Source organism: Rhodobium gokarnense, from assembly GCF_025961475.1.
GTDB lineage: Bacteria > Pseudomonadota > Alphaproteobacteria > Rhizobiales > Rhodobiaceae > Rhodobium > Rhodobium gokarnense.
Genome location: NZ_JAOQNS010000002.1, coordinates 233,362 through 251,364 on the forward strand (window position 1 = coordinate 233,362; position 18,003 = coordinate 251,364).

General features: G+C 66.3%; 14 protein-coding genes. 7 read left to right on the forward strand and 7 right to left on the reverse strand.

Annotation, left to right across the window (positions count from 1 at the left end; genetic code table 11):
• Positions 1-213 precede the first annotated feature (213 nt).
• From M2319_RS03820 to M2319_RS03845, 6 genes are all read right to left on the reverse strand, one after another.
• The gene (locus tag M2319_RS03820; protein WP_264600112.1) at positions 214-2,124 is read right to left on the reverse strand and encodes a putative bifunctional diguanylate cyclase/phosphodiesterase; all 1,911 of its coding nucleotides are present in this window, start codon (positions 2,122-2,124) and stop codon (positions 214-216) included.
• Positions 2,125-2,148: 24 nt separating this feature from the next.
• Positions 2,149-2,985 (reverse strand): PstS family phosphate ABC transporter substrate-binding protein, encoded by an 837-nt coding sequence (locus M2319_RS03825; RefSeq protein ID WP_264600113.1) that lies wholly within the window; start codon positions 2,983-2,985, stop codon positions 2,149-2,151.
• A gap of 297 nt (positions 2,986-3,282) precedes the next feature.
• Positions 3,283-3,603, reverse strand: a complete 321-nt coding sequence (locus M2319_RS03830) for a hypothetical protein (RefSeq protein WP_264600114.1) — start codon at positions 3,601-3,603, stop codon at positions 3,283-3,285.
• 10 nt (positions 3,604-3,613) lie between these two features.
• Positions 3,614-3,919, reverse strand: a complete 306-nt coding sequence (locus M2319_RS03835) for a hypothetical protein (RefSeq protein ID WP_264600115.1) — start codon at positions 3,917-3,919, stop codon at positions 3,614-3,616.
• A gap of 151 nt (positions 3,920-4,070) precedes the next feature.
• The gene (locus M2319_RS03840; RefSeq protein ID WP_264600116.1) at positions 4,071-5,918 is read right to left on the reverse strand and encodes a sodium:solute symporter family protein; all 1,848 of its coding nucleotides are present in this window, start codon (positions 5,916-5,918) and stop codon (positions 4,071-4,073) included.
• 12 nt (positions 5,919-5,930) lie between these two features.
• Positions 5,931-6,188, reverse strand: coding sequence for a DUF4212 domain-containing protein (locus M2319_RS03845; protein WP_264600117.1), 258 nt, complete (start codon positions 6,186-6,188; stop codon positions 5,931-5,933).
• 566 nt (positions 6,189-6,754) lie between these two features.
• Here M2319_RS03845 and M2319_RS03850 point away from each other — a divergent pair.
• Entirely contained in the window at positions 6,755-7,432 is a 678-nt protein-coding gene (locus tag M2319_RS03850; protein WP_264600118.1) for a response regulator transcription factor, read from the forward strand.
• Positions 7,433-7,506: 74 nt separating this feature from the next.
• Here M2319_RS03850 and M2319_RS03855 read toward each other — a convergent pair whose 3' ends face one another.
• Positions 7,507-11,022, reverse strand: a complete 3,516-nt coding sequence (locus M2319_RS03855) for a PAS domain-containing hybrid sensor histidine kinase/response regulator (protein WP_264600119.1) — start codon at positions 11,020-11,022, stop codon at positions 7,507-7,509.
• A gap of 192 nt (positions 11,023-11,214) precedes the next feature.
• Here M2319_RS03855 and M2319_RS03860 point away from each other — a divergent pair, with 192 nt between their 5' ends.
• From M2319_RS03860 to M2319_RS03885, 6 genes are all read left to right on the forward strand, one after another.
• Positions 11,215-11,874 carry a hypothetical protein gene (locus M2319_RS03860; protein WP_264600120.1) on the forward strand — a complete coding sequence of 220 codons (660 nt, stop codon included), beginning with the start codon at positions 11,215-11,217 and terminating at the stop codon, positions 11,872-11,874.
• Positions 11,875-11,987: 113 nt separating this feature from the next.
• On the forward strand, positions 11,988-14,141 hold the full coding sequence (locus M2319_RS03865; protein ID WP_264600121.1) for a DUF294 nucleotidyltransferase-like domain-containing protein: 2,154 nt from the start codon (positions 11,988-11,990) through the stop codon (positions 14,139-14,141).
• A 154-nt stretch (positions 14,142-14,295) separates the two neighbouring features.
• Positions 14,296-14,721 carry a large conductance mechanosensitive channel protein MscL gene (gene mscL, locus M2319_RS03870; RefSeq protein WP_264600122.1) on the forward strand — a complete coding sequence of 142 codons (426 nt, stop codon included), beginning with the start codon at positions 14,296-14,298 and terminating at the stop codon, positions 14,719-14,721.
• A 112-nt stretch (positions 14,722-14,833) separates the two neighbouring features.
• Entirely contained in the window at positions 14,834-16,006 is a 1,173-nt protein-coding gene (locus M2319_RS03875) for a pyridoxal phosphate-dependent aminotransferase (protein WP_264600123.1), read from the forward strand.
• Between the two features lie 134 nt (positions 16,007-16,140).
• Positions 16,141-17,244: a two-component system sensor histidine kinase NtrB gene (locus M2319_RS03880; protein WP_264600124.1), complete on the forward strand. Its 1,104-nt coding sequence runs from the start codon at positions 16,141-16,143 to the stop codon at positions 17,242-17,244.
• A 33-nt stretch (positions 17,245-17,277) separates the two neighbouring features.
• On the forward strand, positions 17,278-17,904 hold the full coding sequence (locus M2319_RS03885) for a response regulator transcription factor (protein WP_264600125.1): 627 nt from the start codon (positions 17,278-17,280) through the stop codon (positions 17,902-17,904).
• Positions 17,905-18,003 lie beyond the last annotated feature (99 nt).

Sequence of the window (18,003 nt, forward strand, 5' to 3'; positions counted from 1 at the left end):
TTTAGGCCGCCCCTTTGAGCACGGCGCATTGCCGGTGCGGCCCTCTAAAGAGCATCGGCGATCCACGTCCCGGGCCGCGCGGCGGCTCGCAAGAAAGGGCTTTTTCGGCGGTCGGCAGGGAGAGGGCGCGTCGGGACCGGGCGATCCGGCCCCGGCGGGCGGCCTTGGCTGCCCGCGGCAATGTCGGGTGAAAGGTCGGCCCGAAGGCGTCCGTCAGGAGCGATGGCCGAAAGCTGCGGGCACCTCGGGCGCCACATGCACCAGCTTCGGCCGCTTGCGGTCGGCGTTGGAGATCGGGAAGTCGGTGTCGATCAGCGCCGGGATGTCTTCTGCCGGCACCGCCCGGCTGTAGAAAAAGCCCTGCACCTCGTTGCAGCCCATCGCCGAGAGCTGAACCATCTGGTCTTCGGTTTCAACGCCCTCGGCGTTGATCCTGAGGCCCATGGTCCGGCCCATGCTGATGGCGGCGCGGATGATCGCGGCATCCTTCAGGTCGCTGTTGATGTCGCGCACGAAGCTGCGGTCGATCTTCAGCTTGTCGAACGGGAATTTCTGCAGGTAGCGCAGCGACGAATAGCCGGTGCCGAAATCGTCCAGCGACAGGCCGATGCCGAGCTTCTTCAGCAGCAGCACGATGTCGAGCACCTTTTCGGTGTCGGAAATCAGCACGCCTTCGGTGACTTCCAGGTCGAGGAGCCAGGGGAACAGCTCCGTCTCCGACAGGATCCGCGAGACCTTGGCGGCAAAGGCCGGCTCGCGGAACTGCACCGGCGAGATGTTCACCGAGACCTTGATGCCGCCCCATTGCGCGGCGTCCTGGCACGAGCGCGTTAGGATCCATTCGCCGAGCGGGCCGATCTGGCCGGTCTCCTCGGCAACCGAGATGAAGTCCATCGGGCTGATGAAGCCGCGCTCCGGATGACGCCAGCGCACCAGCGCCTCGACGCCGACGAGCTTGCCGCTCGCCAGGTCGATCTGCGGCTGGTAGTGCATGACGAACTGGCCCTCTTCCAGCGCGACGTGCATGTCGCGCTCGATCAGCCGGCGCATCGCCTGGTGCTCGCGCATCGCCTGGTCGAACAGGCGATAGGCGCCGCGGCCGCCGCTCTTGACCTGGCAAAGGGCGGCATCGGCATTGACCATCAACTCATCGCCGGTCACCCCGTCCTGGGGGAAGACGGCGATGCCGACGCTGGTGTTAATGTGGAGCTTGTGGCCCTCCACGAGGATCGGCCTGGCGACGGATTCCAGGAGCGCCTCGGCAACGCCGATTGCGTAGTTGCGGCTGGCAATGGCGGGCAGAACGAGGCAGAACTCGTCGCCGCTGATCCGCGCCAGGATGCCCTTGCGGCCGCGGCCGACCGACATCCGCTCCGCCACGGCGCACAGGGCGGCATCGCCGACATGGTGGCCGTAGCCGTCATTGATGTCCTTGAACTTGTCGAGGTCGATCATCATCACGGCAACGAGGCCGTCGGTCTGGCGGGCGGTGGCGATGGCCTCGGCGAGGCTGCTCGCCAGCATGCGCCGCTTCGGCAGCCCGGTCAGTTCGTCATGGGTGGCCAGGAACGTGACCTGTCTGGCGGTGTCCGTCAGCGCCCGGATCGGCACGACCCTCAGGAAATAGAACAGCGCCAGGCCGCAGCCGAGGCAGACCAGGAACACCAGGGCCGTGTTGTTGACGAGTGCGGCGATGGAGCGCCTGAGAATGAGGGTGCCCACGTCGCGGCCGGAATCGAAGATGCTCTGGTGGGCGACGATCGTATTGAAGCCGAGTTCCCTGTCGTTGGCGCCATGAACGGCGACCGTCTTGCCGTCGGCATCCAACACCCGGGCAACGGCCATCCGGTGCCCGTCATGGGCGCCGTGCTTGTGGTCCCAGACCCGCAGCATGTCCTCGATGCGCGACGTCTCGAACTGCCACAATTTCGGATTCTGGCTGACGATGGTGGACAGGTTCTGCGACAGGAAGTGGGATTCGGCCCGCAACTCGCTGGCAAGGTTCGTATAGCCGAAGAAGAAAAAGATCGCCGGCACGGCGAGCGTGACCAGCAACGCGGCGATCACGGCGACGGTGGTCGTCCCGCGGGCAATGCGTTGGTGGAAATGGGTGATGGCGGGCATGGGAATGCGCCTTGTTCGGGTGCCTTAGTCGACGGGCTGATGTCCGGAGTTGCGGAGGATTTCCTGGCCTTCGGGTGAGCGCACGAAGGCGATGAAGGCGGTGGTCTTTTCCGGCGCGCCGAGCTTGGTCACGAACCGGAAGGTCTTGACGTGCGGATAGGCGCCGCGCTCTACGTCGGCAACGTTCGGTGCCGGCTTGTCGACGCCGACGATGCGCAGCCGGCGGCCTTCCGACAGGATCTGGGCCTCGGTCGAGACACCGACCGAGCCCGGCAGCTTCTCCAGGTAATCGGCGTTCTGCTGATCGTTGGTGGCAATCAGGAGGCCGTCGCGCTCGTAGGCGGCGTCGACGGCGCCGTCCATGCCCTTGGCGAACTTGCGCAGGAAGCCGATGTCGCTCTCGCTCTTCTGGCGCAGTACCAGGCGCACCGGCGTGCCGTTCGGCCAGGTTCCGGTCGCACCGACGAAGACGTCGGCAAGCGCGCCGCCGGAGATCTGCTCCAGGCCGGCGCTCTCGCCAGTGACCAGGATCACCGCGGTCCGCGCGTAGGGCCGGTCGATGGCACCGGCGGCGCGTTCCTTGTCCTTCAGGCCGCGCGCGGACACCGACAGGTCGATCGCCCCGGCCAGCACCGCCTTGATGCCGCCGCCGCTGCCAAGGCTCGGCAGGACCTCGACCTTCACGTCGGGATGGGTCGCCTCAAAGGCCTCGGCGAGGAGCTGCATGCCGCCGAGCGCGCCGCCGGTGCCGCCGATGGTGAGCTTTGCCTCGGCGGCGACGACGGCGGACGTCGTTACCACACCGGCAAGCGCCGCAGCGGCGACGGCAGTCAGAACGCGAGACAGGCATCGTTTCGGCATGTGGCCCCCAACGCAAGGACTCCGAAGTCCTTGAAAAATTGCGCAAACTTGATGCTTCTGTGTAACCGCAAACGCTTAATCTCCGGTTACGGCAACCGTGCAAGTGTAATAGAGTTAAGAATTGTATTCAGTGTTGCTGTAGCAAAACCAGGAATGCAGAAAAATCATCGGCTTGGCAGTCGGGAGGCTATCTTGCGTGTTTTGAAGAAAATACTTTGTAGTTTATTTTCGAATTAGTTGGTTCAAGTTTCACGTAAAACGCGAGCATTTGATCGCCGCCAGCGGGCGTGGTGCGGCTTATCGCGCAATCGCGATCACCGTCTGGATCGCCGGCAGGCTGAGAAGGGCAACGCCGGCAAGCCACAGCCAGAGCGAGACGGCGTCGGACTCGGCCCGTCCCGTCACCCGTTCGAAGACGGCGGCCGGCACGCCGCCGAGCATGATCGTCACCGTCGCCGTCAGGAGGGACGAGACGAGGAGGACGATGGCCGGCGAGGCGACGAAGAAGCCCGGCGCCATCGCCAGCACGATGACGTGGGCGACCAGCCGGAACGGCGAGAAGATGCCGTTGAGAATCGCAAAGGCGAGGATGGCAATGAGGAAGCTCTGGCGGCTCACGGGCAGACCCTCACGCGAGCGTCGGCCGGTAGCCGGCCTGTAGCAGGAGGGTGAGATAGGCGAACCGCATCAGTAAGAGCCAGATCGCGGTGAAGACGAGGATGACGGGAAGCGGCGCCGCGCGCGGCGTGACGGCGGCAAAGATCCGCACCGCTGGCTCGGTGACGGTGACGAAGGAGCGCCAGAGGACGTTGGTCGCGTCGGCGGCAAAGAAGAACGACAGCACCAGCCGGCCGAGCGTCATGTACATGAGGATCGCCAGCAGATAGTTGGGGACGTGGTAGTACCATTCGGCGGCGATCGGATCGGCGGGCATGGGCTGGGCTCTCGGTCGTCTTTCGGGCGGTGACGCCCCTTCAATCACAACACCGGCGCCCCGCAAAGCCCGAAGCCCGTTTCGGCCGGCGGCGGATGAAGAAACGGGGCCGCAATGGCCCCGTTCCGGTGTGGATTGCCCGACGGCCGGGTCAGGCGCTTGCGGCCCGGCCCCTGTCGGCGACGACGGTGCCGCTCGGCCGGCGCACCTCGTCGACGAGCTGCTGCATTTCCTCCGACGGCTCCGGCGTCAGATAGGACACCGCGATCATGACGATGAAGCCGATCGGGATGCCGAAGATGCCGGCGGAGATGTTCTGGATGCCGAAGATCAGCCCCTCGCCGAAGCCGAGCGGCGGCGGCGCGGTATAGACGAGGTAGGCGAGCGTGGTGCCGAAGCCGGCGATCATGCCGGAAATGGCGCCTGCCGTGGTGCAGCGTTTCCACCAGATGCCGAGACATAGCGCCGGGAAGTTGCCGGCCGCGGCCAGCGAGAACGCCCAAGCGACCAGCGCCAGGATGTCCGGCGGCGCCGCGGTCGCCGTGTAGGCGCCGAGGATGGCGACGCCGAGGAGGATGATCCGGGCCGCCACCAGCCGCCGCGCGGTCGGCGCGTTGCGGTCGATCATCCGGTAGTAGATGTCGTGGCTGAGGGCGTTGGCCATGGCAAGGAGCAGGCCGTCGGCGGTGGACAGCGCCGCGGCAAGGCCGCCGGCACCGACGAGGCCGGTGATGACGAAGGGAAGCCCGGCGATCTCCGGCGTCGCCATGACGATGACGTCCTTGGCGATGGAGAAGTCGGCAAGCCCGACCACGTCCTTGCCGGCGCAGGCCTGCTGCACCGCTTCCAGCGACGCGGCGGCCGCGCCGCACAGCGTCACCTTGCCGGATGCGCCCCAGATATAGACCCAGTTCGGCAGGTCCGCGAAGCTGGCCCCGATGACGTTCTCATAGACCTCCCACTTGGCAAAGGCCGCATAGGCCGGCGCGGTGAAGTAGAGGACGAAGATGAACAGCAGCGACCAGCCGACGGACTTGCGCGCTTCGCGCACGCTCGGCGTCGTGAAGTAGCGCATCAGCACATGCGGCAGCGAGGCCGTGCCGATCATCAGGCAGAAGACCAGGGCGAAGAAATTGAGCGGGTCGGTCGAGCTGAACGGTTGCAGATGCCGCTGGATGGTGTCGGCCGCGGCAAGCCCGCTGTCGACCATGCCCTGTTCCAGCGCGGCGATGTTCTGCAGCGCCTCGCCATACATGAGCTGCGGGATGGGGATGCCGGTGCGCTGCGCCGACATGATCACGACCGGCAGCAGATAGGCGATGATGAGGACGATGTACTGGGCGACCTGGGTCCAGGTCACCGCCCGCATGCCGCCGAGCATCGAGCACAAGAGAATGCCGAGGATGCCGACGAAGACGCCGACGTCGTAGGGAATGCCGAGGAACCGCTCGGCGATCAGGCCGGTGCCGCGGATCTGCGCCACCACATAGGTGAAGGAGGCGGCGAGCAGCACGACGATGCCGAGGAAGCGCGCGAGATTGCCGCCGAACCGGGCGGCCAGGAAGTCGGGCACCGTATAGGCGCCGAACTTGCGCAAATACGGCGCGATCAGCACCGCCACCAGCACATAGCCGCCGGTCCAGCCGAGGACGAAGGCGAGCCCGTCATAGCCGAGCACATAGAGCGTGCCGGCCATCGCCAGGAACGAGGCGCCGGACATCCAGTCGGCGGCCGTCGCCATGCCGTTGTAGACGGCGGGCACCTGGCGTCCGGCGACGTAGTACTCCGAGACCTGCATGGTCCGCGACAGGATGCCGATCATCGCATAGACGACGATGGTGAAGCCGACGAACAAGAAGCCGAGGATCTTGTTGGGAACGCCGACCTGTTCGAGGATGGCAAGCAGGATCACGAAGGCGGCGAAGCCGCCCGTGTACATACCGTAGATCTTGCCGAGATTGTTGATGAAATCCGAGGTGCCGCTCTGTTGTGTCGCCATCTGTCGCCCCTCCTAGTCGTCTTCGGCGACGCCGAACCGACGGTCGATGGCGTCCTGGCGATATGCGTAGAAGAAGGTCAGCGCCACGAAGACGATGAGCGATCCCTGGGCGGCCATGTAGAAGCCGAGCGGGAAACCGAGAATGACGATGTCGTTGAGCGCGTCGACGAAAAAGTGGACGACGAAGCCGAAGATCGCCCAGACGACGAGGCAGCCGATCATCAGCCCCTTCGTCCTCGACCACCAGCCCTCCTGATTCGAGGTTGCCATGGATGAGTTCCTCCCCCGTTTAGCCGGCTGAGGACTCAGCCGGGCCGTTTCGCCGTTTGTCCGGCGGTATTAAGGCCGTGCCTTTCAAAAGGAACGACCGGTTTGGGGGCGTAAATCGCCCCGATTAGGTCGAGTCTATACCCCCGGCACAGCGCCACCGTATACGACTTTTGTCTAAGATGCCCTGTGTCTTCAAGGGATTGCATGCGTTTTTATTTGCCGTAATCCAGAAGAACGTATCGCAAAATAGAAACATGGTTTGAGTAAAACTTCGGAGGGGAGATCGGCGGGCCTTAAAGAATTCAAGATGGGCGCCGCCCGTCTTTTGCGCACGACTATGTGCGACGCGTTATCCGGCACTGCGGCTTTTCCTTGCAATAACCTTTCCCAAGGACGTAAGTTTAATGAACAACAATCCGCCATTGGGTCAAACGGGTGGAGTGACGGGTAATACAAAAGGGCGTTGACGGCCTTCGTTTAAACGTGTGCGAAGGCAGGGAGGACATGGCTTTTGCAGGCACTGCAGGGGTCGCGGTCGATGCCCTTCCGTATGATGGGAGAGTAGCGTGACATCCGAAGAGGGCACCCAGTACAGGTTCATCATCGCCGACGATCATCCGCTGTTTCGCGGTGCGTTGCGCAAGACCATCGAAGAGATGTTCGACAGCGTGACCATCGTCGAAGCCGGCAGCCTCGATGAGGTCTCCGGCGAGCTGGAGTCCAACTGCGATATCGATCTGGTGCTGCTGGATCTGTCGATGCCCGGCATGCGTGGCTTTTCCGGCCTCATCTACCTGCGCGCCCAGCATCCCGGCACGCCGGTGTGCATCGTCTCCGGCACCGAGGAGGCGACCACCATCCGCCGCTGCATGAATTTCGGCGCCGCCGGCTACATCCCGAAATCGCAAGGGATCGAGAAGATCCGCGATGCCCTCGGCGCGATCCTGAACGGCGACACCTGGACGCCGAGCGAGATCGACCTCGATGCCGGCGACGACGACGAGATCCAGGCGCTGGTCGGGCGCCTGTCCACCCTGACGCCGCAGCAGGTCCGCGTGCTGATGATGCTGAGCGAGGGCCTGCTCAACAAGCAGATCGCCTATGAGCTCGGCGTCTCGGAAGCGACGGTGAAGGCGCACGTCTCGGCGATCCTGCAGAAGCTCAACGTTGAAAGCCGCACCCAGGCGGTGATCGCGGCCAACCGCATCGAGGCCGGCCAGTGGCAGACGGCGGTTGCGAGCTGACCCGTTCCGCGCCGCACCTTTCCATCATTTTTCGTTGCAAAGGTCCCTGCGTTGCGCCGGCGTAACGCGTAACGTTACTCCGCGGCCGAGCGGCGCGGGTTCACCTGGGTGAGGAATGCCCGGAGCGCGGCCGGCTTCACCGGCTTTTGCAGCACCACCAGGCCCTTTTCCTCCGCCTCCTGGCGCACCGCCGGCGAGCGGTCGGCGGTGATCAGCGCGCCCGGCGTGCGGGTTCCGAAATGCCAGCGCAGTTGCCGGGCGGCCTCGATGCCGGTGCCGGTATCGAGGTGATAGTCGAGGAGCAGGATATCCGGCACCACGCCGTTGTCGGCGAGCGCGGTCTCGGCCTCGGCGACGGAGCGCGCCGTCACCACCTGGCAGCCCCAGCCGGACAGCAGCGTTTCCATGCCGGAGAGGATCTTCGGCTCGTTGTCGATGCAAAGGACCGAGAGCCCGGTGAGCGGCTTGGCCGCCGCCGCGGGCCGGGCTTCGGCCTTCGGGGTCAGCGGCACCGCCGAGGTCACCGGCAACAGCACGGAAAAGTGCGAGCCGCGATTGTCCTCGGACTCCACAGTGACCGGATGGCCGAGCACCCGCGCGATGCGCTCCACGATGGACAGCCCGAGCCCGAGGCCGGGCGCCACCTTGACGCCGCGCTCCAGCCGGCTGAATTCGGCGAAGATCTCGCGGCGTTTTTCCGGCGGCACGCCGATGCCGGTGTCCAGCACTTCAACGCTCATCTGCCTGCCGCGGCGCCGGCAGCCGATCAGCACCTTGCCGCGCTCGGTGTATTTGATGGCGTTGGAGGCAAGGTTCTGCAACAGTCGGCGCAGCAGGCGCCGGTCGGAGCGCACGCTGAGGCTGCACGGCACGATGCGGAAGTCGAGCCCCTTGTCCCGTGCCATCGGCTCGAAGTCGACCTTGAGCTGGGAGAGGATGTCGTCGATCGGAAAGACGCCGATCTCCGGCTTCATGGCGCCGGTGTCGAGCCGCGACATATCGAGGACGGCGCCGATGATCTCCTCCACCGAATCGAGCGAGGCCTCGACGTTCTCGACCAACTCGCGGTCCTTGGTCTCGGAGAACCGCTCCACCAAGCTCTGGGCGTAGAGCCGGGCGGCGTTGAGCGGCTGCAGGATGTCGTGGCCGGCGCCGGCCAGGAACCGCGTCTTGCCGAGATTGGCTTCGTCGGCGAGGCGCTTGGCGACCGTCAGCTCCTGGTTCAGCCGGGTCAGCTCCATGGTGCGCTCGCGCACGCGTTTTTCGAGTGTCTCGTTGGCGCGGGCCAGCGCCTCCTCGGCGAGCACCCGTTCGGTGATGTCGGAAAAGGTGATGACGATGCCGCCGGTCGGCATCGGGCTGGTGTGGATCTCCAGGATGCCGCCGCTCGCCAGTTGCTCCTGGAAATCCTCCATCCGCCGGGCAACGCGCTCAAGCCGCTGACCGACCAGCGTATCGACCGCGCCCGGCCCGAACTCGCCCGCCTCGGCCACATGGGTGAAGATGTCGTGGAGCGGTGTTCCCACATGGCCGTATTCGCCCGGCAGGCCGAGGAGCTCGCGGAACCGCCGGTTCCAGCAGGTCAGCCGGAGTTCGGCATCGAACACGGCGATGCCCTGCTCGACCTGATCGAGGGCGGTCTGCAGCAGGTCGCGATTGTACTGGATCGCCGTCGTCGCATCGTCGAGGAGCTTCATGGCGCCTTTCGAAGCCGGATCGCGACGCTCCACCAGGAGCGACAGCACCAGCCGCGAGGAGGCAGCCCCGATCGCGCTGGCGAGAAGCTGTTCGGCAAAGCGCATGGTCCGGGCATCGGCCGGCTCGTGCGCCGGCGCGGCGATCCGTTCCGCCTCCAGATGGGCGACGAAGGCCCGCTCGGTGCGCTCCTCGCCGAGATAGCGGGCGACGGTCTTTTTCAGATCGTCCAGCGTCACCGCCGTGCGCCAGAGCCGGAACGCCGGCGTCGGCGCCAGGTCGCTCGGCACGAAGACGGCCGCCTGCAGCCGTTCCAGCGGCGTCGGCATGCGCGTCAGCGAGACGAACACGTAGCAGCCCACATTGATCGACAGGCTCCAGAAGACGCCGTGGATGTACGGATCGAACGACAGAGAAAAGAGGGCCTGGGGCCTCAGGAGCCAGATGCCGAAGGGGCCGGCGGTGAGCAGGGTTTCGTCGAAAAGTCCGGCATCGACGAAGGAGGGTAGCAACAGCGTATAGGCCCACACCCCGAAGCCCGACAGCATGCCGGCAATGGCGCCACGCGCCGTGCCGCCGCGCCAGATCAGCCCGCCGAAGAAGGCCGGGGCGAACTGGGCGATCGCGGCAAAGGAGAGGAGCCCGATCGAGGCCAGCGCCGAGGAATCGCCGATCATCCGATAATAGGCGAAGGCGAGGAACAGGGTGCCGAGGATCGCGCCGCGCCGGATGCCGATCAGGAGCTGGCCCATGTCGCGGGCGCCGGCGGCGTCGTCTTCGCGCCGCCTCAGGATCAGCGGCATGACGAGGTCGTTGGAGATCATGATGGCGAGCGCGACGGAGGCGACGATGACCATGGCCGTCGCCGCCGACAGCCCGCCGATGAAGGCGATCAGCGAGATCAGGCTGGCGTCGTTGTTCATCGGCAGCGCCAGCACGAAGCCGTCGGCGTGGACGGAATCCCCGAAGGTGATGAGGCCGGCGATGGCGATCGGCACGACGAAGAGGTTGATGAGGATCAGATAGATCGGGAACAGCCAGGTCGCGCGGCGCAGCTCGGCCGGGCTATTGTTCTCCGTCACCGTGACGTGGAACTGCCGCGGCAGCATGAGTGCCGCAAAGAACGACATCAGCGTCAGCCCGATCCAGCTCCCGCCGTGCAGCTCGCCCTGGAAGCGCGAGGCGATCGCCGGCCGGGACTGCATCAGCTCCATCAGGTGCCCCGGACCGTCGAAGAGGACATAGGTGACGTAAAGCCCGACGATCAGGAAGGCGATCAGCTTGACGACGGATTCGGCGGCCACCGCCAGCATCAGGCCTTCCTGGTGCTCGGTTGCGTCGATGTGCCTTGTGCCGAAGAGGATGGCAAAGAGCGCCATCGCCCCGGTCACCAGGAGCGCCACGTCGTTGAACCAGGGCGACAGCGACGCCCCGCCGATGAACCACGGCTCGCTGAGGACGGCCGTGACGGAGGTCGCGACGGCCTTCAGTTGCAGGGCGATATAGGGGATGGTGCCGATCAGCGCGATGATGGCAACGACCGCGGCGACCGGCTGGCTCTTGCCGTAGCGCGCCGCCATGAAGTCGGCGATCGAGGTGATGCGCTCGGCCTTGGCCAGGTTGATGAGGCGCAGCAGCAGCGGATAGCCGAGGGCAAACAGCAGGATCGGACCGATATAGATTGTCAGGAAATCGAGCCCGCGCGAGGCGGCGAGCCCGACGGACCCGAAGAACGTCCAGGACGTGCAGTAAACGCCGAGCGACAGGGCATAGATCAGCGGCCGCCCGCGCCCGGGCGCCCGGCCGCGGCTCGCCCGGTCGCCATAGCTGGCGATGGCAAAGAGGAGGCCGATATAGAGGAAGGCGACGCCGACCACGAACCAGCCTTGCAGCATTTCGCCTCTTCCGTCACGTTACGGGCTTGGTCGCCGCGGATGCGTTTCGGGAACGCTTTCACAGGCGGTCGACGGGAAACAGGGCCGGAGGCCCGAAGGCCCCGGAAGCATTGGCAGATCGGATCATATGCCGGCCGGCTTGTCCACACCCCGGGGGCATCGCCGCGGCACCGGACGGTCGGGAGGATTGCCTTGGTGTTTGCCGCGGTGCGCCACTGGCTGGGCGACATGTTTCGCAAGGACGCACCCGTCGTCAGTGCGGCGACGCTGGCCGACTTCCTCGACGCCCACGCCGCCTTCATCGTCCAGAAATGCATCTATGAATATGCCCGCGCCCGCGCCGGCACGATGTCGCTGGCCCTCTTCAAGGAGGAGGGCTTCAAGGCGGCGGTGGAGACCTCGCGCTGGCAGAACTATCCCCTCGGCCTTCGCTATGTCGGCGAAATGGCGATGAACGTTCTGCGCCCCGACTGGCCGGGCAGTACCGCCGACCTTTCGGAGCGGCTAGCCGGCATCTTCGCCCAGATCACGAACCGTTATCCCGTCCCGGACGGATTTCCGGAGGATTTCTGGCAAAACGCCCGGCAGGACATCTCCCGCCACCTGGCCCGGGCCGCCCTTGCTCCGGCCAAACCGGTGAAGGACATTCCGCTCGCCACCGTGGAGCAGTTCTTTGCCCGCCTGCCGATCCACGAGCGGCTTCGTGGCTACGACTACCAGCTCATCCAGAACAATTTGCGCATCAATCTCTGCCGCAGCTATGAGACCTTGCGGGCGCGGCTCGACCGGGAGGCGCTTTGCGCCGATCTCGCCGCCGACAGCGGCGCGATCGCGCTGCGGGCCGGCGCATGAAGCGCGTCACGACGGGGGAGGCGGCAGGACCGTATGTCAGCACGATAAGGTCGAGCGTGTCGCGTAGATTTCGCTGGAGGCGACAGGCTATAACAAACAAAAAAGGACCAGTCATGCCGAGGAAATCGAGTGCCACGCCGCTGGTCGCCGTCGACGCGGTGGCCCTTGATACCGAGACCACGGGGCTTGATCCGGCGAAGGCCCGGATCGTCCAGATCGGCGCGGTCCGCATCCGCGACGGCAAGCTGGTCGACGACGCCACCTTCGACGTCATGGTCGATCCGGGAACGCCGATCCCGGCCGCGACCTCCGCCGTCCACCACATCGACGACACCATGGTCGCCGGCAAGCCGCCCTTTGCCGAGGTGCGCGCCGCGCTCGAGGAATTCATCGGCGGGGCCATCGTCATCGGCCATTCCATCGGCTTCGACCTCGCCATCCTGCGCCGCGAATATCTGCGCATCGACGAGGCCTGGCGCCAGCCGCGCAGCCTCGACACGCGGCTGCTCGCCCAGGTCGCCAACAGGACCCTGCCGGATTTCTCCCTCGACATGCTCGCCTCCTGGCTCGGCGTCGACATCTCCGACCGCCACACCGCCGTCGGCGATGCGCGCGCCACGGCCCGCATCTTCCTGGAGCTGGTGCCGAAGCTCCGCGCCGACGGCGTGCGCACCGTCGCGGAAGCCGAGAACGCCTGCCGCAAGCTCACCCGGGTGCTCGACGAGCACATGCGGGCCGGCTGGGTCGAGCCGGTGGCCTCGCCGAGCCAGCGCGACGCGGAGCGGACGCTCGCGCGCATCGACAGCTATCCCTATCGCCACCGCGTCCGCGACGTCATGACCAGTCCGCCGCTCGTCGCCAGCGAGGCGATGTCGCTGCAGGACGCCGTCGGCCTGATGATGCAGAAGAAGGTGTCCTCCCTGTTCCTGGCGCCGCCGGATCGCATTGCAGGCACAGCGAAGCCCGATGCGGATGGCCCCGACGTCGGCGAGATCGGCATCGTCACGGAACGCGACGTGCTGCGGACCGTTGCCGAGGGCGGCCCCAAGGCGCTTGCCGAGACCGTTTCGGCCATCATGTCGATGCCCGTCGCCCATGTGCCGGCCGATGCCTTCATCTACCGCGCGGTCGGGCGCATGAACCGCATGGGCGTGCGCCATCTCGCCGTTGCCGACGACGAGGGCCGGCTGGTCGGCGCCCTGTCCGCCCGCGATCTGTTGCGCCTGCGTGCCAGCGAGGCGATCTCGCTGGGCGACGAGATCGATGCCGCCGGCGACGTGCCGGCCCTTGCCAAGGCTTGGGCGCGGCTGCCCATGGTCTCCGCCAGCCTGGTTGCCGAGGACATCTCCAGCCACGACATCGCCGGCGTCATCAGCCGCGAGCTCGGCGCGCTCACCCGCCGCGCCGCCGTCCTTGCCGAACAGAATATGGTCCGCGCCGGCAAGGGCGATGCCCCCTGTTCCTTCGCCGTTCTCGTGCTCGGCTCGGCCGGGCGCGGCGAAAGCCTCCTCGGCGCCGACCAGGACAACGCCATCGTCTTCGCCGAGGGAGACCCGGACGGCCCGGAGGATCGCTGGTTCGCCGAATTCGGCAAGCAGCTCTCGGCCATCCTGCACGATGTCGGCGTTGCCGACTGCCCCGGCGGAGTCATGGCCCGCAACGCCGCCTGGCGCGGCAGCCTCGACACCTGGCGCGGCCGCATCGGCGACTGGGTGCGCCGCTCCCGGCCGCAGGACCTCCTCAACGTCGACATCTTCTTCGACATGCGCGCCGCCCATGGCGATGCCGCGCTCGCCCGCACCTTGATGGAGGAGGCCTATGAGCTCGGCCACGCCGCCCCGAGCTTTGCCAAGCTGCTGGCCGAGGCGGTCACCGACTTCAAGCCGCCGCTGACCTTCCTCGGCGGTATCAGGACCGAGGCCGGCCGGGTCGATTTAAAGCTCGGCGGCCTGATGCCGATCGTCGCCAGCGCCCGGGTTCTCGCCATCCGCCACAAGATCCTGCACCGCGCCACCCAGCATCGGCTGGAGTCGGCGATCGCCATGCGCATCGGCGGCGAGCCCGACCTGCAGCAGATGATGCGCACCCACGGCCTCATCCTCGGCCATGTCCTGCGCCAGCAGCTCGCCGACATCGACGAGGGCAAGCCGCTCTCCAATGCGGTTTCCCTGAAGCGCCTGCCGCGCCACGACGCCGATGCCCTCAGGGACGCGCTTTCCCGGCTCACCCATATCGACGATCTGCTGCGCGACCTGTTGTTCGCCTGACCGGTCGGCCAGCGCGCGTGGCGCCCTTACATTGCGTCTTTGAGTTGTGAAATAAGTATTTTGCCGAATGGATTCCCATCTTCGCGCGCGATGCTCTAACCTCCGGCCGCAAGGGGAGTCGCGGCCTCGGGCCGCCAATGCGGGAGCACAGGGGATGTTGAAGGAATTCAAGGAGTTTGCCGTCAAAGGCAACATGGTCGACATGGCTGTCGGCATCGTCATCGGCGCCGCCTTCGGGGCCATCGTCTCGTCGCTGGTCGACGACATCATCATGCCGCCCATCGGCGTCATCGTCGGTGGCATCGACTTTTCCCAGATCTTCCTGGTGCTGAAGGAGGGGACGCCCCCCGCGCCCTATGACACGGTCGCTGCGGCCAAGGCGGCCGGCGCGACGACCTGGAATGTCGGGCTGTTCATCAACGCCATCGTCAAGTTCCTCATCGTCGCCTTTGCCCTCTTCATCGTCGTCAAGGGCATCAACCGGCTGCGCCGCAAGGAGGAAGAGGCTCCGGCCGCCCCGCCCGAGCCGCCGCGCAGCGAAGTCCTGCTTGAAGAAATCCGCGATCTGCTGAAAAAGTAGCTCTGGAGCCGGCGTGCCCTTGCTGCGGCGCGCCGGGCACCGGAATTGCCGAACAACCGGCCCGGCTTTCGGCCGGAATTGCAGGGTATTGTTTGCCGAAAGGGCCAAAAAGATGCTGATGGAATCGCTGCGCGCCGAGGCCCGTGAGGCCCCGGAAAGCGGTATCGTCGAAGTCATGACATACGGCTGGGAGCGCCCCGGCCTGATCCCGCTGTGGGCCGGCGAGGGCGACCTGCCGACGCCGGAGTTCATCCGCGATGCCGCCAGCCGCTCGCTCGCCGACGGCGAGACCTTCTACACCAGCCAGCGCGGCATTCCCGAACTGCGTCAGGCGCTTGCCGACTATCACACCCGGCTCTACGGCCGCCCGTTCCAGCCGGAACGCTTCTTCGTCACCGGCTCGGGCATGCAGGCGATCCAGATCGCCGTCGATGCGGTCGCCGGCGCCGGCGACGAGGTTCTGGTGCCGTCCCCGGCCTGGCCGAACATCGTCGCCGCCCTTGGCGTCTCCGGCGCACGGCCGGTGGAGCTGCCGATGTTCCTCGGTAATGACGGCTGGGTGCTCGACCTGGAACGGCTGAAGGCCGCGATCACGCCGAAGACCCGCGCCATCTTCCTCAACTCGCCGTCGAACCCGACCGGCTGGGTCGCCGGCCGCGAGGTGCTCGCCGAGATCCTGGACCTCGCCCGCAAGGAGGGGCTCTGGATCATTTCCGACGAGGTCTATTCCCGCTTCTATTTCGGCGATGCCCCGCGCGCGCCCTCCTTCTACGACGTTGCCGAGGACGACGACCGCATCCTCTACGTCAACACCTTTTCCAAGAACTGGGCGATGACCGGCTGGCGCGTCGGCTGGATTTCCGCCGCCCCGGAACTCGGCCAGGTGATCGAGAACCTGATCCAGTATTCCACCTCGGGCGTCGCCGTCTTCATGCAGCGCGCCGCCGTCGCCGCCCTCAATGACGGCGAGGCGTTCGTCGCCGAACAGGTGGCGCGCGCCCGCTCCGGCCGCGACCTCATCTGCTCGGCGCTGGAGCGCACCGGGCGCACCCGCTTTGCCTGGCCGGCCGGCGCCTTCTACCTGTTCTTTGCCGTCGACGGCGAACCCGATACCTCGAAACTCGGCCTGCGCCTCGTCGACGAGGCCAATATCGGCCTTGCCCCCGGGACCGCCTTCGGCGCCGGCGGCGAGGGCTATATGCGGCTCTGTTTCGCCCGCGGAGCCGACGGGCTGCAGACGGCGACGGATCGACTGGTGACCTGGCTGCAAACTTCCTGTGCCTGATTGCCAGCAAGGCCTTGTGAGTATTCGGTAGATTCCCTTATGCTCAGGCCGTGGGGAATTATGCCGGAAGAGAGGCGATGCGGCAGGACAACAGGAGCACGATATCGGAGACCGGAACCGTTTCCGAAGCGCGCATGGCAAGCATGCTGGACACGGCCGTCGATGGCATCATTGTCATGGACGACGCGATGCGCATCCTGGTGTTCAACAAGGCCTGCGAGAAGCTTTTCGGGTATAGCGCGGTGGAGGTCGTCGGCTCGAACGTGGCCGTGATCATGCCGCCGGAATACGCCAACCACCACAACGGCTATGTGACGCGCTACCTGGAAACCGGCCAGGAGCGGATCATCGGCATCGGCCGCGAGGTGCTTGGCATGCACCGGGACGGCACTATCTTCCCGGTCGAGCTTTCGGTGGGCGAGGCAAAAACGCCGGAAGGACGCCAGTTCATCGGCATCATGCGCGACGTCCGGTCCCGCAAGGAGGTCGAGAAGCGCCTGAAGGACCTGCAGTCGCAACTCGTCCACATGGCGCGCATCAGCGCCATGGACGAGATGGGTGCGGCCATCGCCCACGAACTGAACCAGCCGCTGACCGCGGTGATGCTCTATCTGCAGGCGGTGCTGAGGCGCCGCCGCAATGCCGCCGAACGCGGCGAGCCGCTCGACGACCGGGCGCTGGAGATCATCGACAAGGCGGTCGGCGAGGCGGAGCGGGCCGGCGCCATCATCCAGCGCATGCGCCAGATGGTGGAAAAGCGCGATCCGCAGCGGCGTGCGGTGAACATGGTCGAACTCGTCGACGAGACGATGCAGCTCACGCGGCTCGGACAGGGCGATTCCGGCGTCGAGCTGCGCCGCGAGAACGATGCGGACGAGATCATGATCGAGGTCGATCCGGTGCAGATCCAGCAGGTCATCGTCAATCTGGTGCGCAATGCGCTGGAGGCCGTGCGCGGCGCCGACGACCGCTGGGTGCGGGTTGCGGTCCGCTCCAGCGAGACCCGCGTGCTGGTCGAGGTCGTCGATTCGGGCCACGGCATCCCCGAGACCCAGGTCGACGAGCTGTTCAAGGCCTTCTCGACCGGACGCAAGAGCGGCGTCGGCCTCGGCCTCGCCATTTCCCGCACGATCGTCCAGAACCACGGCGGCGATCTGACCGTAGACCCGGGGGGGCACGGCTCCGGGGCGCGGTTCCTCCTCAGCCTGCCGCATGCGACCCAGGCGGCGACGTCCTAGGCGATCGCCGACCAAAGATAACAGGGGAAGACAATGACCGATCCGGCTGACGCAACGATTTTCATCGTCGATGACGATCCGGCCGTCCGCGACGCCCTCGGCGTGGTGTTCGAGATGGAGGGCTTTCGGGTCCTGACCTTCGCCACCGGCGATGCCTTCATCGATGTCGTCCACCGCGAGGATCCCGGCTGCGTGCTGCTCGACGTCCATATGCCCGGCCGTTCCGGCATCGACATCCTGTCGGAGCTGAACGCCGAGCACTATCCGGCGCCGATCTTCATCATCTCCGGCCAGGGCGACATCCCGATGGCGGTCAATGCCGTCAAGCAGGGCGCCTTCGATTTCATCGAAAAGCCGTTCGACGCCGACACGGTGGTCGGCCGCGTGCGCGATGCCCTTGCCGCCATGGCCAAGGGAACCAATGGCGGCGGCGCCCGCGACTGGGATTTCCCCGGCCACGAGCACCTGACCCCGCGCGAGCGCCAGGTGCTGGAACAGATCACCTCCGGGGCCACCAACAAGGAGGCCGGGCGCATCCTCGGCATCTCGCCGCGCACCATCGAGGTGCACCGCGCCCGCATCATGGAAAAGCTCGGCGCCCGCAACGCCGCCGACCTGGTCCGCATCGTGCTCTCCGGCGAGCAGCCCGGCACCGCCTGAACGGGGCGCCGATCGTATCGCGGAGCCCATGCTCCGACCGCGCCGGCCCATGCCGGCGCCTGCGGGCGATGTTCCGGAATCCTTCCAGATATGTAGAAC

Bases quoted from the DNA above. Each gene is read 5' to 3' on its own strand.
- M2319_RS03820 (WP_264600112.1), bottom strand. From the start codon at position 2,124: ATGCCCGCCATCACCCATTTCCACCAACGCATTGCCCGCGGGACGACC.
- M2319_RS03825 (WP_264600113.1), bottom strand. From the start codon at position 2,985: ATGCCGAAACGATGCCTGTCTCGCGTTCTGACTGCCGTCGCCGCTGCG.
- M2319_RS03835 (WP_264600115.1), bottom strand. From the start codon at position 3,919: ATGCCCGCCGATCCGATCGCCGCCGAATGGTACTACCACGTCCCCAAC.
- M2319_RS03840 (WP_264600116.1), bottom strand. From the start codon at position 5,918: ATGGCGACACAACAGAGCGGCACCTCGGATTTCATCAACAATCTCGGC.
- M2319_RS03845 (WP_264600117.1), bottom strand. From the start codon at position 6,188: ATGGCAACCTCGAATCAGGAGGGCTGGTGGTCGAGGACGAAGGGGCTG.
- M2319_RS03855 (WP_264600119.1), bottom strand. From the start codon at position 11,022: ATGCTGCAAGGCTGGTTCGTGGTCGGCGTCGCCTTCCTCTATATCGGC.
- M2319_RS03865 (WP_264600121.1), top strand. From the start codon at position 11,988: ATGCCGAGGAAATCGAGTGCCACGCCGCTGGTCGCCGTCGACGCGGTG.
- mscL (WP_264600122.1), top strand. From the start codon at position 14,296: ATGTTGAAGGAATTCAAGGAGTTTGCCGTCAAAGGCAACATGGTCGAC.
- M2319_RS03875 (WP_264600123.1), top strand. From the start codon at position 14,834: ATGCTGATGGAATCGCTGCGCGCCGAGGCCCGTGAGGCCCCGGAAAGC.
- M2319_RS03880 (WP_264600124.1), top strand. From the start codon at position 16,141: ATGGCAAGCATGCTGGACACGGCCGTCGATGGCATCATTGTCATGGAC.
- M2319_RS03885 (WP_264600125.1), top strand. From the start codon at position 17,278: ATGACCGATCCGGCTGACGCAACGATTTTCATCGTCGATGACGATCCG.